At 60.8% G+C, this 18,242-nt stretch carries 15 protein-coding genes and 2 riboswitches; of the genes, 8 read left to right on the top strand and 7 right to left on the bottom strand.

Going from position 1 to position 18,242, the window contains the following annotated elements; all coding sequences use genetic code 11:
- Nucleotides 1-33 precede the first annotated feature (33 nt).
- Both AB7M22_RS14295 and nfuA read left to right on the top strand, forming a co-directional pair.
- Entirely contained in the window at nt 34-2,319 is a 2,286-nt protein-coding gene (locus AB7M22_RS14295; protein WP_454186787.1) for a fatty acid cis/trans isomerase, read from the top strand.
- A gap of 251 nt (nt 2,320-2,570) precedes the next feature.
- Entirely contained in the window at nt 2,571-3,155 is a 585-nt protein-coding gene (gene nfuA, locus AB7M22_RS14290) for a Fe-S biogenesis protein NfuA (RefSeq protein ID WP_007898222.1), read from the top strand.
- A 165-nt stretch (nt 3,156-3,320) separates the two neighbouring features.
- Here nfuA and cobM read toward each other — a convergent pair whose 3' ends face one another.
- The 4 genes from cobM to AB7M22_RS14270 all read right to left on the bottom strand — a co-directional run bounded on the left by cobM (nt 3,321) and on the right by AB7M22_RS14270 (nt 5,485).
- Nucleotides 3,321-4,067 carry a precorrin-4 C(11)-methyltransferase gene (gene cobM / locus AB7M22_RS14285; protein WP_454186786.1) on the bottom strand — a complete coding sequence of 249 codons (747 nt, stop codon included), beginning with the start codon at nt 4,065-4,067 and terminating at the stop codon, nt 3,321-3,323.
- Between the two features lie 82 nt (nt 4,068-4,149).
- Nucleotides 4,150-4,563 carry a cobalamin biosynthesis protein gene (locus AB7M22_RS14280; RefSeq protein ID WP_007898224.1) on the bottom strand — a complete coding sequence of 138 codons (414 nt, stop codon included), beginning with the start codon at nt 4,561-4,563 and terminating at the stop codon, nt 4,150-4,152.
- A complete protein-coding gene (locus AB7M22_RS14275) occupies nt 4,560-5,267 on the bottom strand; it encodes a CbtA family protein (RefSeq protein WP_454186785.1) in 708 nt (235 codons plus the stop codon). Before AB7M22_RS14275 ends, AB7M22_RS14280 begins: the two co-directional genes overlap by 4 nt.
- 11 nt (nt 5,268-5,278) lie before the next feature.
- Nucleotides 5,279-5,485: a CbtB domain-containing protein gene (locus tag AB7M22_RS14270; protein ID WP_038982947.1), complete on the bottom strand. Its 207-nt coding sequence runs from the start codon at nt 5,483-5,485 to the stop codon at nt 5,279-5,281.
- A 121-nt stretch (nt 5,486-5,606) separates the two neighbouring features.
- Nucleotides 5,607-5,834: riboswitch (cobalamin riboswitch) on the bottom strand.
- 262 nt (nt 5,835-6,096) lie between these two features.
- Nucleotides 6,097-6,310: riboswitch (cobalamin riboswitch) on the top strand.
- Between the two features lie 101 nt (nt 6,311-6,411).
- Here AB7M22_RS14270 and cobW point away from each other — a divergent pair.
- The 5 genes from cobW (at nt 6,412) to AB7M22_RS14245 (ending at nt 15,008) form a co-directional block, all read left to right on the top strand.
- Nucleotides 6,412-7,485: a cobalamin biosynthesis protein CobW gene (cobW, locus tag AB7M22_RS14265; RefSeq protein ID WP_038982949.1), complete on the top strand. Its 1,074-nt coding sequence runs from the start codon at nt 6,412-6,414 to the stop codon at nt 7,483-7,485.
- A gap of 3 nt (nt 7,486-7,488) precedes the next feature.
- Nucleotides 7,489-11,364, top strand: a complete 3,876-nt coding sequence (cobN, locus tag AB7M22_RS14260; protein WP_454186784.1) for a cobaltochelatase subunit CobN — start codon at nt 7,489-7,491, stop codon at nt 11,362-11,364.
- 154 nt (nt 11,365-11,518) lie between these two features.
- On the top strand, nt 11,519-12,523 hold the full coding sequence (locus AB7M22_RS14255; protein ID WP_454186783.1) for an ATP-binding protein: 1,005 nt from the start codon (nt 11,519-11,521) through the stop codon (nt 12,521-12,523).
- A gap of 119 nt (nt 12,524-12,642) precedes the next feature.
- Nucleotides 12,643-13,188, top strand: a complete 546-nt coding sequence (locus tag AB7M22_RS14250; RefSeq protein ID WP_454186782.1) for a vWA domain-containing protein — start codon at nt 12,643-12,645, stop codon at nt 13,186-13,188.
- 173 nt (nt 13,189-13,361) lie between these two features.
- A complete protein-coding gene (locus AB7M22_RS14245) occupies nt 13,362-15,008 on the top strand; it encodes a phospholipase D-like domain-containing protein (protein WP_454186781.1) in 1,647 nt (548 codons plus the stop codon).
- 121 nt (nt 15,009-15,129) lie between these two features.
- Here AB7M22_RS14245 and AB7M22_RS14240 read toward each other — a convergent pair whose 3' ends face one another.
- Nucleotides 15,130-16,353 (bottom strand): NADH:flavin oxidoreductase/NADH oxidase family protein, encoded by a 1,224-nt coding sequence (locus AB7M22_RS14240; RefSeq protein ID WP_454186780.1) that lies wholly within the window; start codon nt 16,351-16,353, stop codon nt 15,130-15,132.
- Nucleotides 16,354-16,430: 77 nt separating this feature from the next.
- Between AB7M22_RS14240 and AB7M22_RS14235 the strand changes: the two genes are divergently transcribed.
- On the top strand, nt 16,431-16,847 hold the full coding sequence (locus tag AB7M22_RS14235; RefSeq protein ID WP_454186779.1) for a MerR family transcriptional regulator: 417 nt from the start codon (nt 16,431-16,433) through the stop codon (nt 16,845-16,847).
- 80 nt (nt 16,848-16,927) lie between these two features.
- Here AB7M22_RS14235 and AB7M22_RS14230 read toward each other — a convergent pair whose 3' ends face one another.
- On the bottom strand, nt 16,928-17,377 hold the full coding sequence (locus AB7M22_RS14230; protein WP_008011040.1) for a thioredoxin family protein: 450 nt from the start codon (nt 17,375-17,377) through the stop codon (nt 16,928-16,930).
- Between the two features lie 91 nt (nt 17,378-17,468).
- Nucleotides 17,469-17,894, bottom strand: coding sequence for a hypothetical protein (locus AB7M22_RS14225; protein ID WP_454186778.1), 426 nt, complete (start codon nt 17,892-17,894; stop codon nt 17,469-17,471).
- Between the last annotated feature and the right edge of the window lie 348 nt (nt 17,895-18,242).

Raw genomic sequence — 18,242 nt, 5'->3', positions numbered from 1 at the left:
TCGCGGCGTTTTCTCATGATCAGGACCAGGGATATGTCGTATCGCGTCGTCACCAGCCTATTGATGCTGTTTTTAAGCGGGGGCGCCGCTGCACAAGGTCCGGATATTTCCTACACCCGGGACATTCAACCGATCTTCACCGAAAAGTGCGTGGCCTGCCATGCCTGCTACGACTCCGCCTGTCAGCTCAATCTGGGCAGTGGCGAAGGGGCGGCCCGAGGCGCGACGAAGGTGCCAGTCTATGACGGCGAGCGCCGCCAAGCCGCAGCGCCGACCCGGCTGTTTTATGACGCCTTGGGCAAGCGTGCCTGGCAGCAAAAGGGCTTTTATTCGGTGCTCGACGCCCAAGGCAGCCAGGCGGCGCTGATGGCGCGGATGCTTGAACTGGGCCACAAAACGCCGTTGCAACCCAACGCCAAGTTGCCGGAAGACATCGTCCTGGGTCTGAACCGGGAAAACATGTGCGCCATGCCGGCGGAGTTCGGCGGCTATGCCAGCGCCCACCCGAAAGAAGGCATGCCGTTGGCGGTCACCGGCCTGACCGATCAGCAATACCAGACGTTGCAACGCTGGCTGGCCTCCGGTGCGCCAATCGATGAGCAGGGCCTGGTGCCCAGCGCCAAGGAAGCCTTGCAGGTGGTGCAGTGGGAAAACCTGCTCAACGCGCCGGGTGCCCGGGAGAGTCTGGTGGGGCGCTGGTTGTTTGAGCACTGGTTCCTGGCGCACCTCTATTTCAAGGACGGCGAGCCGGGGCATTTCTTTCAGTGGGTACGCTCGCGCACGCCGACGGGGCAGCCGATTGATTTGATCAACACCCGCCGTCCGAATGACGATCCGGGCACTCAGGTCTACTACCGTTTGTGGCCGGTGCAAGGCGTGATCGTGCACAAGACCCACATCACCTATCCGCTGAGCGCGGCGAAGATGGCGCGGATCAAAAGCCTGTTTTACAGCGGCAACTGGCAGGTCAACGCGCTGCCGGGCTACGGGCCGGAACGACGGGCCAATCCGTTCACGACCTTTGAGGCCATCCCGGCGCAGGCGCGTTACCAGTTCATGCTCGATAACGCCGAATATTTCGTGCGCACCTTTATTCGCGGCCCGGTCTGCCGCGGCCAGGTCGCCACCGACGTGATTCGCGACAACTTCTGGGCGCTGTTCCAGGCCCCGGAGCATGACCTCTACATTACCGACCCGAATTATCGTGGCCAGGCCACGCCGTTGCTGGCGATGCCGGGGCAGAACGATGACGTCGGCAGTGTCCTGAGCCTGTGGCACGACTACCGCGACAAACGCAACGAATACGAAGCCTTACGCCGGGACAGCTACGCCGACCTGCCGGCACCGAGCTGGTCGACCCTGTGGGCCGGCAATGACAACGCTTTGCTGAGTATTTTCCGGCATTTCGACAGCGCCTCGGTGAACAAAGGCCTGATCGGTGACGTCCCGCAAACCATTTGGCTGTTCGATTTTCCGTTGCTGGAGCGCACGTATTACCAGTTGGCAGTCAACTTCGATGTATTTGGCAACGTGTCCCATCAAGCCCAGACCAGGCTGTACTTCGACCTGATCCGCAATGGTGCCGAGCAGAACTTCCTGCGCTTGATGCCTGCCGACTCGCGGGACGGCTTCCTCGACGATTGGTATCAGAACAGCGGCAAGTTCAAGATGTGGCTGGATTACGAGGACATCGACAACGACAAACCCACGGCGCTGATACTGGACGAAAAGGACCCGAAACGCGATTTCGCCCTGCAGTTGCTGGCCCGGTACGGCGAACTCAATGCCAAGCCTGACCCGATCAACCGCTGCGATGGCGCTTATTGCTCGCGGCCGAACATCGATCTGGCGTTGCAGAACGCCGAACAAGCCTTGAGCCGCCTGACTTCGCGCCCGGCCGCCGGTTTGAAAGTCATCGAACAGTTGCCGGAAGCCACGATGTTGCGCATCGAGACTCAAAGCGGCAAACGCGAGGTTTATAGCCTGCTGCGCAACCGGGCCCACAGCAACGTGGCGTTCCTGCTCGGTGAATCGCTGCGTTATCAGCCGGGGCTCGATACGTTGACGATTTATCCGGGTGTACTCAGCAGCTACCCGAACTTCATGTTCAACATCCCGGCCGGGCAAGTGCCCGCGTTCGTCGACGCGATGGAAAACGCCAGGGACGCCGCCAGTTTCGAGAAAATCGTCGAACGCTGGGGCATTCGTCGCAGTCATCCGCAGTTCTGGCAGTATTTCCATGATCTGAGCCGCTACATCCACGACACCGACCCGGTGGAAGAGGGTGTGCTGGACATGAACCGCTACGAGAATCTTTGATTGAGAGCCTGAACACGCACCCCCGAACCCTGGCTGAACCCCTGTAGGAGCGAGAAGCTTGCTCGCGAAAGCGGTCCAACAGTCGACATCTATGCTGAATGTCAGACCGCTTTCGCGAGCAAGCTTCGCTCCTACAGGGGGCGACGGTGATCAGATGTTCATCGACAGGCACACTTTCCCGACAAAAATACTAGGACTTTGTCCGGCGCGATGATTGGCGTAAACTGCGTCCAAGCCTGCGAGGAGTTTCCATGACCGCTATTACCATTACCGACGCCGCCCACGATTACCTGGCTGATCTGCTTTCCAAGCAGAACACCCCGGGTATCGGCATCCGCGTCTTTATCACCCAGCCTGGCACCCAGTACGCCGAAACCTGCATTGCCTACTGCAAGCCGGGCGAAGAAAAACCTGAAGACACGGCGCTGGGGCTCAAAAGCTTCACCGCTTACATCGACTCGTTCAGCGAAGCATTTCTGGACGATGCGGTAGTCGACTACGCCACCGACCGCATGGGCGGTCAACTGACCATCAAGGCGCCAAACGCCAAAGTACCGATGGTCAACGCTGACAGCCCGGTCAACGAGCGCATCAACTACTACCTGCAAACCGAGATCAACCCGGGGCTGGCCAGCCACGGCGGTCAGGTCAGCCTGATCGATGTGGTTGAAGACGGCATTGCCGTGCTGAAATTCGGCGGCGGTTGCCAAGGCTGCGGCCAGGCAGACGTCACCCTGCGCGAAGGTATCGAGCGCACCTTGCTCGAGCGTATTCCCGAGCTCAAGGGCGTTCGCGACGTGACCGACCACACGCAGAAAGAAAACGCCTACTACTAAGGTGTTCGCTGCAAAATGAAAAACGGCGCCCCGTGAGCGCCGTTTTTTGTGGGTCGAATTCAATGGCCCCTTCGCGGGCAAGCCCGCTCCCACAAGATTTTGTGTTGACCGCAATACTGTGGCCGACTCAAAACCTGTGGGAGCGGGCTTGCCCGCGATGGCGTCCTATGGGCGATACAAATGCGCATGCCCCGCGCGATACAACGACGATTCACTGAAGTGATCGCTACCCAACACCCGACCCACCAGAATCAGCGCCGTGCGGCGAAATCCCTTGGCTTGAACCTTCCCGGCAATATCCGCCAGCGTCCCCACCACCCAATCCTGATCCGGCCAGGTCGCCCGGTGGATCACCGCGATCGGACAGTCGGCGCCGTAGTGCGGCAGCAATTGGGCGAGGATCTTCTCCAGATGATTGACCCCGAGGTGGATCGCCATGGTCGCCCCATGCTGCGCCAGACTACCGAGCTCTTCACCGGCTGGCATGGCGGTCTTGTCGGCGTAGCGGGTCAGAATCACGCTCTGTGACACGTCCGGCAAGGTCAGTTCCGCACCCAAAAGCGCCGCGCAGGCGGCGGTGGCGGTGACGCCGGGAATGATTTCGAAAGGGATGTCGAGTTCACGCAGGTAACGAATCTGCTCGCCAATCGCGCCATACAGGCTCGGATCACCGGAATGCACCCGGGCCACGTCCTGGCCGTTGGCATGGGCGGTTTTCATCAGCTCGATGATCTGTTCCAGGTGCAGTTCGGCGCTGTTGACCACCTGTTCGGCCCGGTGGCCTTCCAGCACGGCGGCGGGGACCAGGGAGCCTGCATAGATGATGACCGGGCAGCTACGAATTAGCCGCTGGCCTTTGACGGTGATCAATTCCGGGTCGCCGGGGCCTGCGCCAATGAAGTAGACGGTCATCGTCGTTTCCTGTCAGAAAAAGGGTATGGGCACGCTTCAGATGAAGATTGCTCATGATCGAAGGCGGGGATTATCGAGGATTTTACGCGGCGCTGGCCAATGCGAGGGTGGCCTGGGCGTATTTTTGTCGTGGAATCAGCAACTTTGCCGGTGCCTGAGCCAATTGTTCGGCCAGTGCCAGCGCGGCACTTTCCGCTACGCCGTAACAACCGGTGCGTTCGAACGCGATGTCCGAGTGGTGGCTGAGTTGCGGTTCATAACCGGCCAATTGTTCGCTGCTGAAATACATCAACGGCAATGCCAGCTGTTCGGCCAGTTCGATCAGGGCGGGTTCTTCGCGCTTCAGGTCGATACTGGCCAGGGCCTTGATCTCACGGAGCTCGATTTGATGGGCCTGTAATGCCTGATCAAGCAGCGCCCGCAGCGTGCTGACGGGGCAGCCGCGCTGGCAGCCCAGGCCGACCACCAGGGTCGGCGCTGCGCTGACGTCAGTCATGCGCAGTATTGGCCATCGCTTTTGCGGCGGAACAACCAGGCGCTGATCAGGCCCAGGGCCAGCCAGAACGCCATGTTGGTCAGCTGCGAAGCGATTTTGAACTGCGCTTCCAGGGCTTCTGGAGCCAGCATGGAGTGCACTTCCGGTTGTGGCGCGCCGATGACGTGCGGGACGGCCAGAATCGCCACGCCGAGGATCTTCATCAGCCAGTGGCGGCTGAACACGATCAACGCGATGCCGACAGCGGTGGAGGCGGCAGTGCCAATCCACCAGATCTGCCGTTGCGCCAGATCCGCAGCGGCAGTGCCTGGCAGCTCAGGTGGCAGGCCGAGGGTTGGCGCCAGCACGAACGTCGCATAACCGGCCAGACCCCAGAGCAGGCCCTGAGAGGTACGGCGTGGAGCGCGCAAGGTGTAGAGGCCCGCGAGCATCAGGGCGAAACCGACCGCCACCACCAGATTGCCGCCGGTGGTCGACAGCACGCGCTGCCAGCCGTCTTCCGGCTCCCAGGCTTCGGCATCGTGGGTATGAGCGGTGACAGCACCCGCGGCGTGCTCGTGGATTTCAACAGCGGCCGGCTCGGATTTTTCGTAGGTCTCGGCCTGCAAAATCAGCGGTGCAACCCAGAAGCTTTGCAGCAGGGTCAATAGCAGGGCGGCCAGCAGCCCGGTGAAACCTGCGGTTTGCGCAATACGCTTGATCATGTCAGCAGGTCTCAATGGCACGGAAAGGCGGAACTGTGACGAGTATCGTGCGCGGCGTTGTGCACCGCTTCGATGTGCGAGAAACCGGCGAAATACACAAGGCTGGCGCCAAGGATCGACGCACAAAAAGCGGCGGTCAGGCGTTGGCTCAGGGTTGTGGTGGTGCTGATCGTGCTCTTTTTATCGGTGTTGCTGCCGGTGCTGCTGATGATCGACATGGCGCTTCCCTCTGGTCTGTCAGCGGGTGAATAGAGCGCATGAAAACCTCCGCACGCCGGGGCACGCAGAGATTTCGAACAGCGCCCGCCCACCGCGGGTTTGTTATTCAGTGAACGTAAGAGTCACTTTGTGTTGCGGGCCGGTCTCCGGGCTCGCGAGGGGCAGGGCTTGCGCCGAAACCTGCAAGCATCACCTTCCCATGCCGTATGACGGGCACAGTGGATCTGACGCTTCACTCGCTTACCGTTGCGGGGGCAGCACCGGACTGACATGGCTTTAGAGTAAAGCACATGATTCACCGGTTTCCCGTTTCACCCTGTGAAGGGCACCCGTAACAAGGCGTGTAGGAGAGCATGGGCGGGGGTTGGGCGTCAATTGGCATGGGTTCTCGTTTGAGTTGATCGTTCCACGCTCTGCGTGGGAATGCAGCCCGGGACGCTCCGCGTCCCTTTCACAGCCGAACGCGGAGCGTCCGTTGAGGCATTCCCACGCAGAGCGTGAGAACGATCATCATCGACACTATTCCTGTAGGAGCGAGGCTTGCCCGCGAAGGCGTCCTGTGAGTCACCACAGATCTCTGCACGGACATTGACCCGCCCCCACACGATGCGTAGCCTTGCGCTTTCGAGGTTCTTCGGCGTCTGCCGAAGCTAAGAAGGGAACGCGGTCGATGCCGCGGCTGCCCCCGCAACTGTGAACGGTGATGTTCGCTGCCACGCCACTGCAAACCCTGGTCCATCAGGTTCGCGGGAAGGCGCAGCAAACGCCAGTCGAACGATTGGCACACCGTCAGCCAGGAGACCTGCCTCGACACAGATTCTCACTACAACCGGGCGGGGTGATCCGGTGGCGGAACTCTTGCGCGCGCACACCTGCCGCAGCGATTGTCGTCCCGTATGCCCGCCACCTTGCCAAAGGGCATCCGATGAAAACACTGGCCAAACTCCCTGTCACCATCGTTACCGGCTTCCTCGGCTCGGGCAAAACCACCTTGCTGCGCCACATGCTCGACAACGCCCAGGGCCGTCGCATCGCAGTGATCGTCAACGAGTTCGGCGAGCTGGGCATCGACGGCGAGATCCTCAAGCAGTGCTCGATCGGTTGCACCGAAGAAGAAGCCAACGGCCGCGTTTACGAACTGGCCAACGGCTGCCTGTGCTGCACGGTTCAGGAAGAATTCTTCCCGGTGATGCGCGAACTGGTCGCTCGTCGCGGCGACCTCGACCACATCCTCATCGAAACGTCGGGCCTGGCCCTGCCAAAACCGTTGGTTCAAGCCTTCCAATGGCCAGAAATCCGTAGCGCCTGCACGGTTGACGCGGTGATCACCGTGGTCGACAGCCCGGCCGTCGCTGCTGGCACTTTCGCTGCGTTCCCGGATCAGGTCGATGCCCAGCGCAAACTCGACCCGAACCTGGACCACGAATCGCCGCTGCACGAGCTGTTCGCCGACCAACTGGCCAGCGCCGACCTGGTGATCCTCAACAAGGCTGACCTGATCAGCGCTGAAGACCTGGCCCGTGTGCGCCTGGAAGTCGCTGAAGAACTGCCGCCAGCGGTGAAAGTCATCGAAGCCAGCAGCGGTCGTCTGCCACTGGACGTGCTGATCGGCCTCGGCGCCGGTTCTGAAGAACACATCGACAGCCGCCACAGCCATCACGATCATCACCACGAAGGTGAAGACGGCCACCACGATGAGCATGACCACGACGCATTCGATTCCATCTCGATCGAGCTGCCACAAGCCGACGAAAGCCTGCTGATGGATGCGCTGACTCAATTGGTGGTCCAGCACGGCATCCTTCGGGTGAAAGGTTTTGCAGCGGTGCCGAACAAACCGATGCGCCTGCTGATCCAGGGCGTGGGCACGCGTTTCGACAAGCACTTCGACCGTCAGTGGGGCGCTGAAGAAGCGCGCACCACGCGTCTCGTGTTGATCGGTCAGGATCTGGACGCCGCTGCGCTCGAAGCGCAATTGCGCGCTGCGCTCAGCGTTTAAACCATGCACCTGCTCAGGACCCAGCCCGGCGGTTTCGTGTCGGATGACAACATTGCCGACCTTGGACAAACCCCCGCCGAGCTGGTGATCCTGTGCAGCGGCGATTCCAGCCTGGCGTTGCTCGCCGAAGCGGCGCAGCAGTTGCCCGACGATTACCCGAGCGTGCGCCTGGCCAACCCGATGCAAGTGCAGAATCACGCCTCGGTCGATCTCTACGTCGACGAAGTGCTGCGCCACGCCAAAGTGATTCTGATCTCGCTGCACGGCGGCATCGCCTATTGGCGTTATGGCATTGAGCGTCTGGTGGAATTGTCCGAGCGCGGCGTGCAGCTGATTCTGGTGCCGGGGGATGATCGCCCGGACCCGGAGCTCAGTGACCTGAGCACCGTAACCGCGCAAGACCGCGACCGGCTCTGGCACTTCTTGCGTCAGGGCGGCATGGCCAACGCGCTCGACCTGTTTCGCTGCCTCGCCAATCGCTGGCTGGATCGCGACTACTCATGGTCCGAGCCGCAAACCCTGCCACGCACCGCGATCTACCACCCGCACAAAAGCCCCGCTGAGTTGAGCGATTGGCAAGCCGACTGGCAAGCTGATCAGCCGGTGGCGGCGGTGCTGTTTTACCGCTCGCATTTGCAGGCGGCGAACACCGGTTTCATCGATATTTTCTGCCAGCGTTTGCAGGCGGCGGGGTTGAACCCATTGCCGATTGCGCTGGCCAGTTTGAAAGAGCCCGGCTGCCTGACGGTGGTCGAGGACTTGCTGGATGAAGTCGAGGCAGGGGTGATTCTCAACACCACCGGTTTCGCCCAATCCAGCCCCGAAGCACCGCACCTGCGACCGTTTCGCCGCAATATTCCGGTGATCCAGGCGATCTGCGCCCAGGACAATGAACCCGGTTGGCGCGCCAGCGAACAAGGCCTCGGCCCCCGCGACCTGGCGATGCACATCGCACTGCCGGAGCTGGACGGGCGAATCATCAGTCGGCCGATCAGTTTCAAGGACCTGGCCTGGCGCAGCGAGCGCAGCCAGTCCGACGTGGTCTGCTACCGGCCGCAACCTGAGCGCATGGATTTTGTCGCCGAATTGGCGCGGCGCTGGATCGATCTGGCGCGAGTGCCCAATGGCGAAAAACGCATCGCCCTGATCCTCGCTAACTACCCGACGCGCGATGGGCGCATCGGCAACGGCGTTGGCCTCGATACTCCGGCTGCGGCATTGAACATCCTTCGTGCCCTGCACGCCGAAGGTTATCCGTTGCCGGCTGAATTGCCAAACAGCGGCACCGCGCTGATCCAGCAATTGCTCGGCGGCGTCAGCAATGACCTCGACACCCTCGACCAGCGTCCCTGCCATCAAAGCCTCGCGCTGGACGACTACTACCTGATGTTCAACGCGCTGCCCGAGGCCAATCGCCAAGCAGTTCTGGAACGTTGGGGCTCGCCCGAAAGCGATCCGATGTTCCGTGGCGGGCGAATGATGATTGCCGGTTTGCGCTTCGGCCTGACCTTCGTCGGCATTCAACCGGCCCGGGGTTATCAGGTTGACCCGAGCGCGGTCTATCACGACCCCGACCTGGTGCCGCCTCACGGTTATCTGGCGTTCCACTTCTGGTTGCGCAACACCTACGGCGCTCACGGCGTGATCCATGTCGGCAAGCACGGCAACCTCGAATGGCTGCCGGGCAAGGGCGTCGGGCTGTCGGAAAACTGCTGGCCGGATGCATTGCTCGGGCCGCTGCCGAACATCTATCCGTTCATCGTCAACGACCCGGGCGAGGGCGCCCAGGCCAAACGCCGTACGCAAGCCGTGATCATCGATCACCTGATGCCGCCGCTGACCCGCGCCGAAACCTACGGCCCGCTGCGCAATCTCGAGCTGCTGGCCGACGAATATTACGAAGCGCAATTGCTCGATCCGCGCCGCGCCCGGGAACTGCAGCGCGACATCCTGCAATTGGTGCGCGACACGCACATTGACCGCGAACTGCAACTGGACGAGAAGCTCGACAGCGATGCCGATGCGGCGATCTGGTTGCCGCGTCTGGACACGTACCTGTGCGACTTGAAGGAGTCGCAGATCCGCGATGGCTTGCACGTGTTTGGCGAGTCGCCGGTCGGGCGGTTGCGCATCGACACCTTATTGGCCTTGCTGCGTATTCCGCGCGGCGACGGTCGTGGGGCGCAATCGAGTTTGTTGCGGGCGCTGGCCAAGGCGTTTGTGTTGGGGTTTGATCCGCTGGATTGCGCGCTGGCCGAGGCTTGGGACGGTCCTCGACCGGATGCCTTGTTGTCGATCAGCGATGAAGTCTGGCGCACGGCGGGCGATACCCGTGAACGTCTTGAGCTGTTCGCCGCTCAACTGATCTCGCAGGCACTGAGCACGCCTCAAACCTTGTGGCGAGGGGGCTTGCCCCCGTTGGACTGCGCAGCAGTCCCATTTTTTGGGGCCGCTTCGCAACCCAACGGGGGTGAACCCCCTCACCACAAAGGCCCGCTCTCACAGGAGGGTGATTGGTCGGAAGTGAGCGCCATCATCGACAGCCTGCGCGAAGTCGTTGCCCCACGTCTGGACGCCTGCGGCCCGGCGGAAATGCGCGGCCTGCTGGACGCCCTCAACGGTCGATTCGTCCCGGCCGGGCCGAGTGGCGCACCGAGTCGCGGCCGTCTGGACGTGCTGCCCACCGGGCGCAATTTCTATTCGGTGGATGTGCGCAACCTGCCGACCACCACCGCGTGGCGCATCGGCTTCCAGTCTGCGAACCTGATTCTTGAGCGGCACTTGCAAGACCACGGCGATCACCTGCGTCAGCTCGGCTTGTCGGTTTGGGGCACCGCGACCATGCGCACCGGCGGCGATGACATCGCCCAGGCCATGGCGCTGATGGGCGTGCGTCCGGTGTGGGCGACTGGCAGTCAACGGGTCGACGACTTCGAGATTCTGCCGTTGAGTTTGCTGGACCGTCCACGGGTGGATGTGACCTTGCGCGTCTCCGGATTCTTCCGTGATGCCTTTGCCAACCTGATCCGGCTATTTGACGCCGCCGTGCAAGCGGTCGCCGCGCTGGATGAACCGGATGATCTCAACCCGTTGGCGGCCAAGGTCCGCGCCGAGCGGCAAGCGCTGCTGGAATCCGGGCTGGATGAAGAAGCGGCGCGGCGGCAGGCCGGCTGGCGCATCTTCGGGGCCAAACCGGGTGCTTACGGAGCAGGCGTGCAGGGCGCCATCGACGGTCGCTTGTGGCAAAGCCGCGAAGACCTGGCCGAGGTTTACCTGAACTGGGGCGGCTACGCTTACGGCGGCTCCGATGAAGGCACCGCCGCCCGCGAACAATTCGCCCAGCGTCTGAGTCAGGTGCAGGCAGTGCTGCAAAACCAGGACAACCGTGAGCACGACTTGCTCGATTCCAACGACTATTACCAGTTCCAGGGTGGCATGCTGGCGGCTGTCGAAAGTCTCAGCGGTGAAGCGGCGGCCAGTTATCACGGCGATCACAGTCAGCCGGACTTGCCGAAAATCCGCACGTTGAAGGAAGAGCTGAACCGGGTGATCCGTTCCCGTGCGGCCAATCCGAAATGGATCGACGGGGTCAAGCGTCATGGCTACAAAGGCGCGTTTGAACTGGCGGCGACAGTCGATAACCTGTTTGCTTTCGATGCCACCACGCAGTTGATCGACGATCACCAATATGCGTTGCTGGCGGACGCTTATTTGCTCGATCCGGCGACCCGGGAGTTTGTCCGCGAACATAACCCCCATGCCTTGCGCGATATGACCGAGCGCATGCTCGAGGCGCAGCAGCGGGGGATGTGGAAAGAGCCGGGCGAGTACCGCGAGGCGCTGGAGAATTTGTTGCTGGACATAGAAGAAGACGGGTAAATCTGTGGCACCGCTAACCTGTGGGAGCGTGGCTTGCCCGCGAAGAGGCCCTCACAATCAACATTGATTTCGACTGAGCGGACGCCTTCGCGGGCAAGCCACGCTCCCACAGGTACAAGGTGTGCCTGCCACCGACCATGACCGAGATTTAATAATGACCGACACCCCCCATTTCCCGCTCTCCGCCGTGGTCGGCGCCGATGATTTGAAGCTCGCGCTGTACCTGACCGCCATCGATCCGAAAATCGGTGGCGTGCTGATCGAAGGTCCACGGGGCATGGCCAAATCCACCCTGGCCCGTGGCCTGGCGGACCTGTTGGCCAGCGGTCAATTCGTCACCTTGCCCCTGGGTGCCACCGAAGAACGGCTGGTGGGCACCCTCGATCTCGACGCGGCCCTGAGCGAGGGGCGCGCACAGTTTTCCCCCGGCGTACTGGCCAAGGCCGACGGCGGTGTGTTGTATGTCGATGAAGTCAATCTGCTGCCCGATCACCTCGTGGACTTGCTGCTCGACGTGGCCGCCAGCGGCACCAACCTGATCGAGCGCGACGGGATTTCCCATCGGCATTCGGCGAAGTTTGTGCTGATCGGCACCATGAACCCGGAAGAGGGCGAGCTGCGTCCGCAATTGCTCGACCGCTTTGGCCTGAACGTCGCCCTCAGTGGCCACACCGCACCCGCCGAGCGCGGTCAGATCATCCGTCGTCGACTGGATTTCGACAGCGACCCGCAAGGGTTCTGCGCCGAATGGGAAAGCCAGCAACACGCACTGCGCGAGCGTTGCCAAAAGGCGCGCTCGGCACTGGCGAGCATTCCTCTGGACGATACCGCACTGGCGCAGATCACCGAGCGCTGCTTTGCCGCTGGCGTCGATGGCCTGCGAGCCGATCTGGTCTGGTTGCGCGCGGCCCGGGCTCACGCGGCATGGCGGGGCGCGAACGCGATCAGCGAGGACGATATCGACGCGGTCGCCGAGTTTGCCTTGCGCCATCGTCGTCGCGAACACTCGCCACCGATGTCGCACCAAGCCCCCGCAGCACAGCCCTCCAATCAGAACCCCAACCCGAGCGAAGGTCAGGGCCAGTGGGGCGAAATGCCCGCCCAGGCGCTGCCGGTCGGCGCACGACGTGAAGTGCCGAGCTGGCCAAAAAAGCCCTAGGCATTCGCCCTCGATCGGACGCGGGGGCGAATGCCAGACCCCGCGCGGGACGGCTGGGTGGCGGCAGGCAGGGCAAGCGTCACGCGGCCCGTAGTGGGTCAATCAATTGGCCCGGCACGTTGCTCAATGGCCGACCGCGTCAACGCGATGATGTGCTGTTTCATCTGCGCACCCGCAGTCCTCATGAATTATGGCTGGTGATCGTCGATGCTTCGGCCTCGACCCGGCGTCATCAGGCGTTGAGCGATGCCAAGGGCCTGCTGGCGCAACTGTTCGACGATGCCTATCGGCAGCGCGCGCGGCTGGCGTTGCTGACCGCCAGTGGTCATGTGCCGAAGTGGCAAGTGCAAGGGTTGAAAGCCTCCGCGGGCTTGCGCGACTGGCTCGACGGGCTAGGTGCCGGCGGCGGTACGCCGATGCTGGCGGCGCTGGGTGAAGCAGGGCACTGGCTGGCGGCTCGGCAAAAACGTTTTCCGGCAGAGCAGCAACGGCTGCTGTTGGTGACGGATGGGCGGGTGAAGGAATGGTCAACGTTGCCGGCGCTGAATTGCCCGGGGCTGCTGATCGACATTGAGCGCGGGCCGATTCATCTTGGCCGGGCCAAGGTGTTGGCGGCGCAGTTGCAGGTTGATTATCGGCATATCGATGAGCTGATTTCAGGTTGAGTTTTGTGCTGACAGTATTGACCCCATCGCGAGCAGGCTCGCTCCCACATTGGAATGCGTTTCCCTGTGGGAGCGAGCCTGCTCGCGATGGCATCACTTGGGTGTCGGATAATCATGTTTACCCCGTATCGCTGCCCTATGCTTTGTAAGCAAGACAATCACAGGAGTGACCCATGCGCGTTCTAGCCCGCAACGATCAGGACGATTTTCGCGTCAAAGCCTACGCTGGCACCAACGGTGTGTTGCTGGCCATCGACGTGGCCGAACCCCGTCGCAAAGGCCTGCTGGGTTTCGCCATCGAAAAACAGCAAGGCAACAAACCCTGGCTGTTTCTGTTCAACAGCCTGACCTTCCCCGGCAAGACTCATACGTTCCCCCAGTTTCACGCCACCCCCAGCGATGCCGCGCCGTTGCAGAAATTTCGCTGGGCCGATTACGCGGTCAATCCGGGTGTGACGATCCATTATCGGATTCACCTGGCCTACGGTACCGCCGATGCGCCGCAGCTGGGTGAGTTTCTGGAAGTGACGCTCACCACCGACAATGGCCTTCCAGCGGGCCAGAATGTCATCTTCAACCGGGCGGTGGCCGCGAGTCAGGCCTTCCAGCGCAAATTCGCCGACCTCGATGCGCAGCTCAGCGCCAACAAGAAACTGCCCATCGAAGAATGGCCCGACGCTCCACGGCAATGGCTGGAAAATGGTCTGCTCGCACGCTTGCTGGGGTTCATCGAGCGGGCCGAGGATGGTCAGTGGGCGCTGGACATCGCGATCTATGAATATCAGCTGAAGGTGATCGTCGATGCGGTGAACGCCGCTTTCGAGCGCGGTGTAAAGGTTCGGGTCCTGTACCACGCCCAACCCGACGAAGACACCACGGCGATGAACGAAGCCAGCCTGGAAAAAATCCCGGCGGCGAACAAGCGCGGGCGAGTCACTCACAACATCTTCCACAACAAGTTCATGGTCCTCAGCCGGCTCGACGCAGCGGGGCAGCATCAGCCCGAAGCGGTGCTCTGTGGCAGCACCAACTTCACGCCCAACGGTGTTTACCGTCAGGCCAACGTCGTGCATGTGCTGGACGACGCTCGGATCGGCGCCAGTTATCTGCAAACCTTCGAGCAGGTCTGGGCCGACCCGACGGATGTCGGCGCCACACGGGAATGGCTCACGGAACACAATCCGATGGCACCGGACCAGCCGCTGTTCGCCGGTTTTTCACCACGCTCGGGCCAGGGCGACTTGCGTGAGTTCGTCGACATCATCAACGCCGCCAAAAAAGACCTGCTGTTTGTCACCGCGTTCGCCTTGCCGGACGAAGTGCTCAACGCATTGCTCGGCCAGCCCCACGACGATATTTTGCGTTACGGCCTGCAAAACACCGTCAGCAGCATCACCGGTATCCACGCTGACCGCACCGCTCAATTTGCCGCCACCGCGTTGCTCAATACCGGCCTGGAAGGCTGGCTCAAGGAGAATATGAAAGGCCAGAAGGGCAGACTGCTGGTGCATACCAAAGCCATCGTCGTCGACTTCACCACCGACGCACCGACGATCATCAGCGGCAGCCATAACCTGAGTGAGGCGGCCAGTAACGGCAATGATGAGAACTTCCTGATCATCCGTGGCGACACCGACCTGGCCGATCGCTACGGGCTGGAACTGCTGCGCTTTTACGAGCATTACCGGTTCCGCTACTTCGCAAAAAAACTACAACTCAAACAGGTCCGGCCATTGGCGCCGGATGATAGCTGGACCGATGACTATTACCGCGAGGGCGATTTGCGGATGTTGTCGCGGTTGCGCTTTGCCGGACGATAACAGCCTGGCGGGCTTCCTGTGGGAGCGAGCCTGCTCGCGATAGCGGTAGATCAGTCAACATAGATGTTGAATGTAAGGCCCTCATCGCGAGCAGGCTCGCTCCCACAGGTTTGACCTTCGGTTATTTACCCATCGCCTGGCGGTACTGACGGGTACGCCGAGCGATGTACAACTGGTCGAGGATCAATGCCCATATCGCCGAGACTTGCGGTCTAGGCTTGCGCCCGCGGCTCAATCGATGAAGCTGGAACTTCACCACGGCCATATTCGCCAGCGCTGCCAAGGGTTTGCGTTTCCAGCGAATCGGTGGCAACTGCGGGTGACTGTTCTGGCCTGCACGCCAGCGTTTGACCAGGTTCGGTTCGATGGCCATGGCCGTGCCGATGCCGGCCATGGCGATGCCACTGCCGAGCACGTGTTCGACGATCGCCAACCGCCGTATTCCGCCGGTCACCATCACCGGCATGCTCGCCACACTGGCCAGTTCACCGGCCATTTCCAGAAAGTACGCTTCTCGTGCCAGGGTCCGACCGTCGCGAGCCTCGCCTTGCATGGCCGGGGCTTCGTAGCTGCCACCGGAGAGTTCCAGCAAATCGATTTGCTGGTCATTGAGCCACTGGATCACTTGCCGGGCATCGTCGGCGTCGAAACCGCCGCGCTGGAAGTCCGCGGAATTGAGCTTCACCGCCACGCAAAACTGCGGCGATACGGACTTGCGAACCGCGCTGAGCACTTCCAGCAGCAGGCGCGCGCGATTTTCCAGAGAGCCGCCCCAGCGGTCGGTGCGGCGATTGGTCAATGGCGAGAGAAACTGGCTGATCAGATACCCGTGCGCGGCGTGAATCTGCACCCCGGTGAAACCGGCCTTTTCCGCCAAGGCAGCGCTGGTGGCGAAGCGTTGAATGACTTCTGTGATGTCGTTCTCGCTCATGGGTTTGGGTTCGGCAAACATCTTCGAAAACCCGCCCAGATCCAGCGCCACCGCCGAGGGTGCCCAGGCTTGCTGGCCGAGGTTGGCCATGGTCTGGCGGCCGGGATGATTGAGTTGCACCCAGAACTGCGCGCCACCGGCCCGGCCGATGGTTGCCCACTGACGAAAACGTTCCAGGTCTCGCTCGTCTTCCAGCACCACGCCACCGGGGCCGGTCATGGCGCGGCGGTCGATCATCACGTTGCCGGTCAGCAACAACCCGGCTTCGCCGTCGGCCCAGGCTTGATACAGCCGAAACAACTCGCCGGAAGGTGCCTGCCCAGTATCGGCGAGGTTCTCTTCCATCGCGGCTTTGGCGATGCGATTGCCGATGGTCTGGCCGTTGGGCAAATTCAACGCTTGGAAGGGCGACATGCTTGACTCCTCATCAGTGAAGCGTAGAGGCTAAGCTTAAAGTTAACTTTAATGTCAAGCGTGCAAATGAGGCCGTGATGAAAATTGGTGAATTGGCGCAGCAGAGCGGGTTGAACGCCTCGCGCATTCGTTTTTATGAAGCCCAGGGCCTGATCCGTCAGGTCGAGCGGCAGGCCAATGGCTATCGGCGTTATCCGCCGCAAGTGTTGCAAACCCTGAAAATCATCCAGTGCGCCCAGCAGGCCGGTTTCACCCTTGAAGAACTGAAGCTGCTGCTACCGGATGCCACGACGGGTGAGGTCAATCATGACGAGTTGGTGGCGAGCCTCGGGCGCAAGGTCGAACAGATCGAAGCGATGCAACTGCACTTGGCCCAGAGCAAGGCGCAGTTGCTGGAAGTGATCGAGAGCATCCAGGCGCGACCCGAGGGCATGGGGTGCAGTGCGAATGCCGAGCGGGTAATGGCGTCGCTCAAGCATTCGCAGAACCTGTAGGAGCGAGGCTTGCCCGCGAAGAAAGCACCGCGGTTTTTCAGGCGTTACGCGTCATCGTTCTTCGCGGGCAAGCCTCGCTCCTACAGGGTACTCATCAAACGCACATTCAACAGTTCTCGCGCCCGAGGCGCCGTGCATAAAGTGCTGAGGGTTTTCTGCAGCCACGGCAAGTCGTGGTGAGGTTTGCGGGCAACCTGTTTAGGCCTGAGCTTGCCGATGTGCTTTTTGAAATTCTCTTCCAGAGTTTCCCGGGTTCCAATCCCCTTGAGCTTCTTCAGCAATTTCCCCTCCTTGTAGAACAACACCGTGGGGGTGCCGGTGACTTCCGGATGCCTGGGGGACTCGCTCGTACTCAGCATGTAGACCTGCGCATGATCCTTATACTGCTCGGCGATCGTACGGAAAACCGGCTCGGCCATTTCGCAGGCGTAACAGTTTTTATTGCCGAAATACAGGATCACCGGGCGCCAGGTTTTCAGGGCCTTGCGGTAGGCCGCAGCCATGGTCTGATGGGTGGTTATCGAGCTCATTGAAATCTCCGTCTTCAACAAATACACACAGCCTTGGCAAGTACATAATTCGGGCTGGCCAGTCAGGCTGATCAGCCCCTGTCATGGCAACTCAGCTTGAAACGGATACGAGCGATGCATAATCGAAATAGGACCCGAATGTGTCTTTTACTCCATCGTTGGCGAGCAACGTAACTTTCATTTCGGTGGTGCCCGCAGGTGCTTTGAAAGTCACTTCTTTCCTGACCCAGGGAGTACTACCGCCAATGTAGAGTTGTTTGGTTTCTTTCGAAGGCAGCATCACCAGTGTTGCTTGACACGCGAAACCGCCGTCCGTTTTCATACGCACGGCAAACTCGAAATCGCTCGCCCCGTTGACTGCGACACTCTGAGTAATCTCAGCTTCAACCTGCAAAACACAGTGGTTGTTTACAAACTCGACTTTCTTTGACGAGTTTGCTGTCCAGTTCGCACCTCCCGCCAAGAAGTTACCGTTGAGCAATAGATTAAAATTATCTTTTTCGGATTGTTGAGACATTTGGAAACTCCTGTACGTGGGTTATCACCATGTTGTTCACTACGGCGTTGTCATACCGTGAAGAGATTTAGCGCTTTAGTTAAATGAGCAACAACTGTCAGATCTGACAGTTCGGCTTATAAATCCGATGGACGGTTGGCTCGTGAGCCAAGTTGCTATGTTTACTTTTTTTGAGTAGCGCGCACCCAAATGTGGCCTTGCTACCCACCGCTGTTGCCCACCGTAGCGCCTCTACCGGCTGTTGATGTCGAGCCAGGGTTTTGGACGCTTTTCATATCCCCTTGAATTAATGAGCCTTTCCACATCCTCAGGATTTTCTATCCATCCTGTGGCACACTTTCTGCTGTC

Source organism: Pseudomonas sp. ADAK2 TE3594 (genome assembly GCF_053628675.1).
The sequence above is the reverse complement of the archived record's forward strand: the minus strand, read 5'-3'. Positions and strand labels throughout refer to the sequence as shown.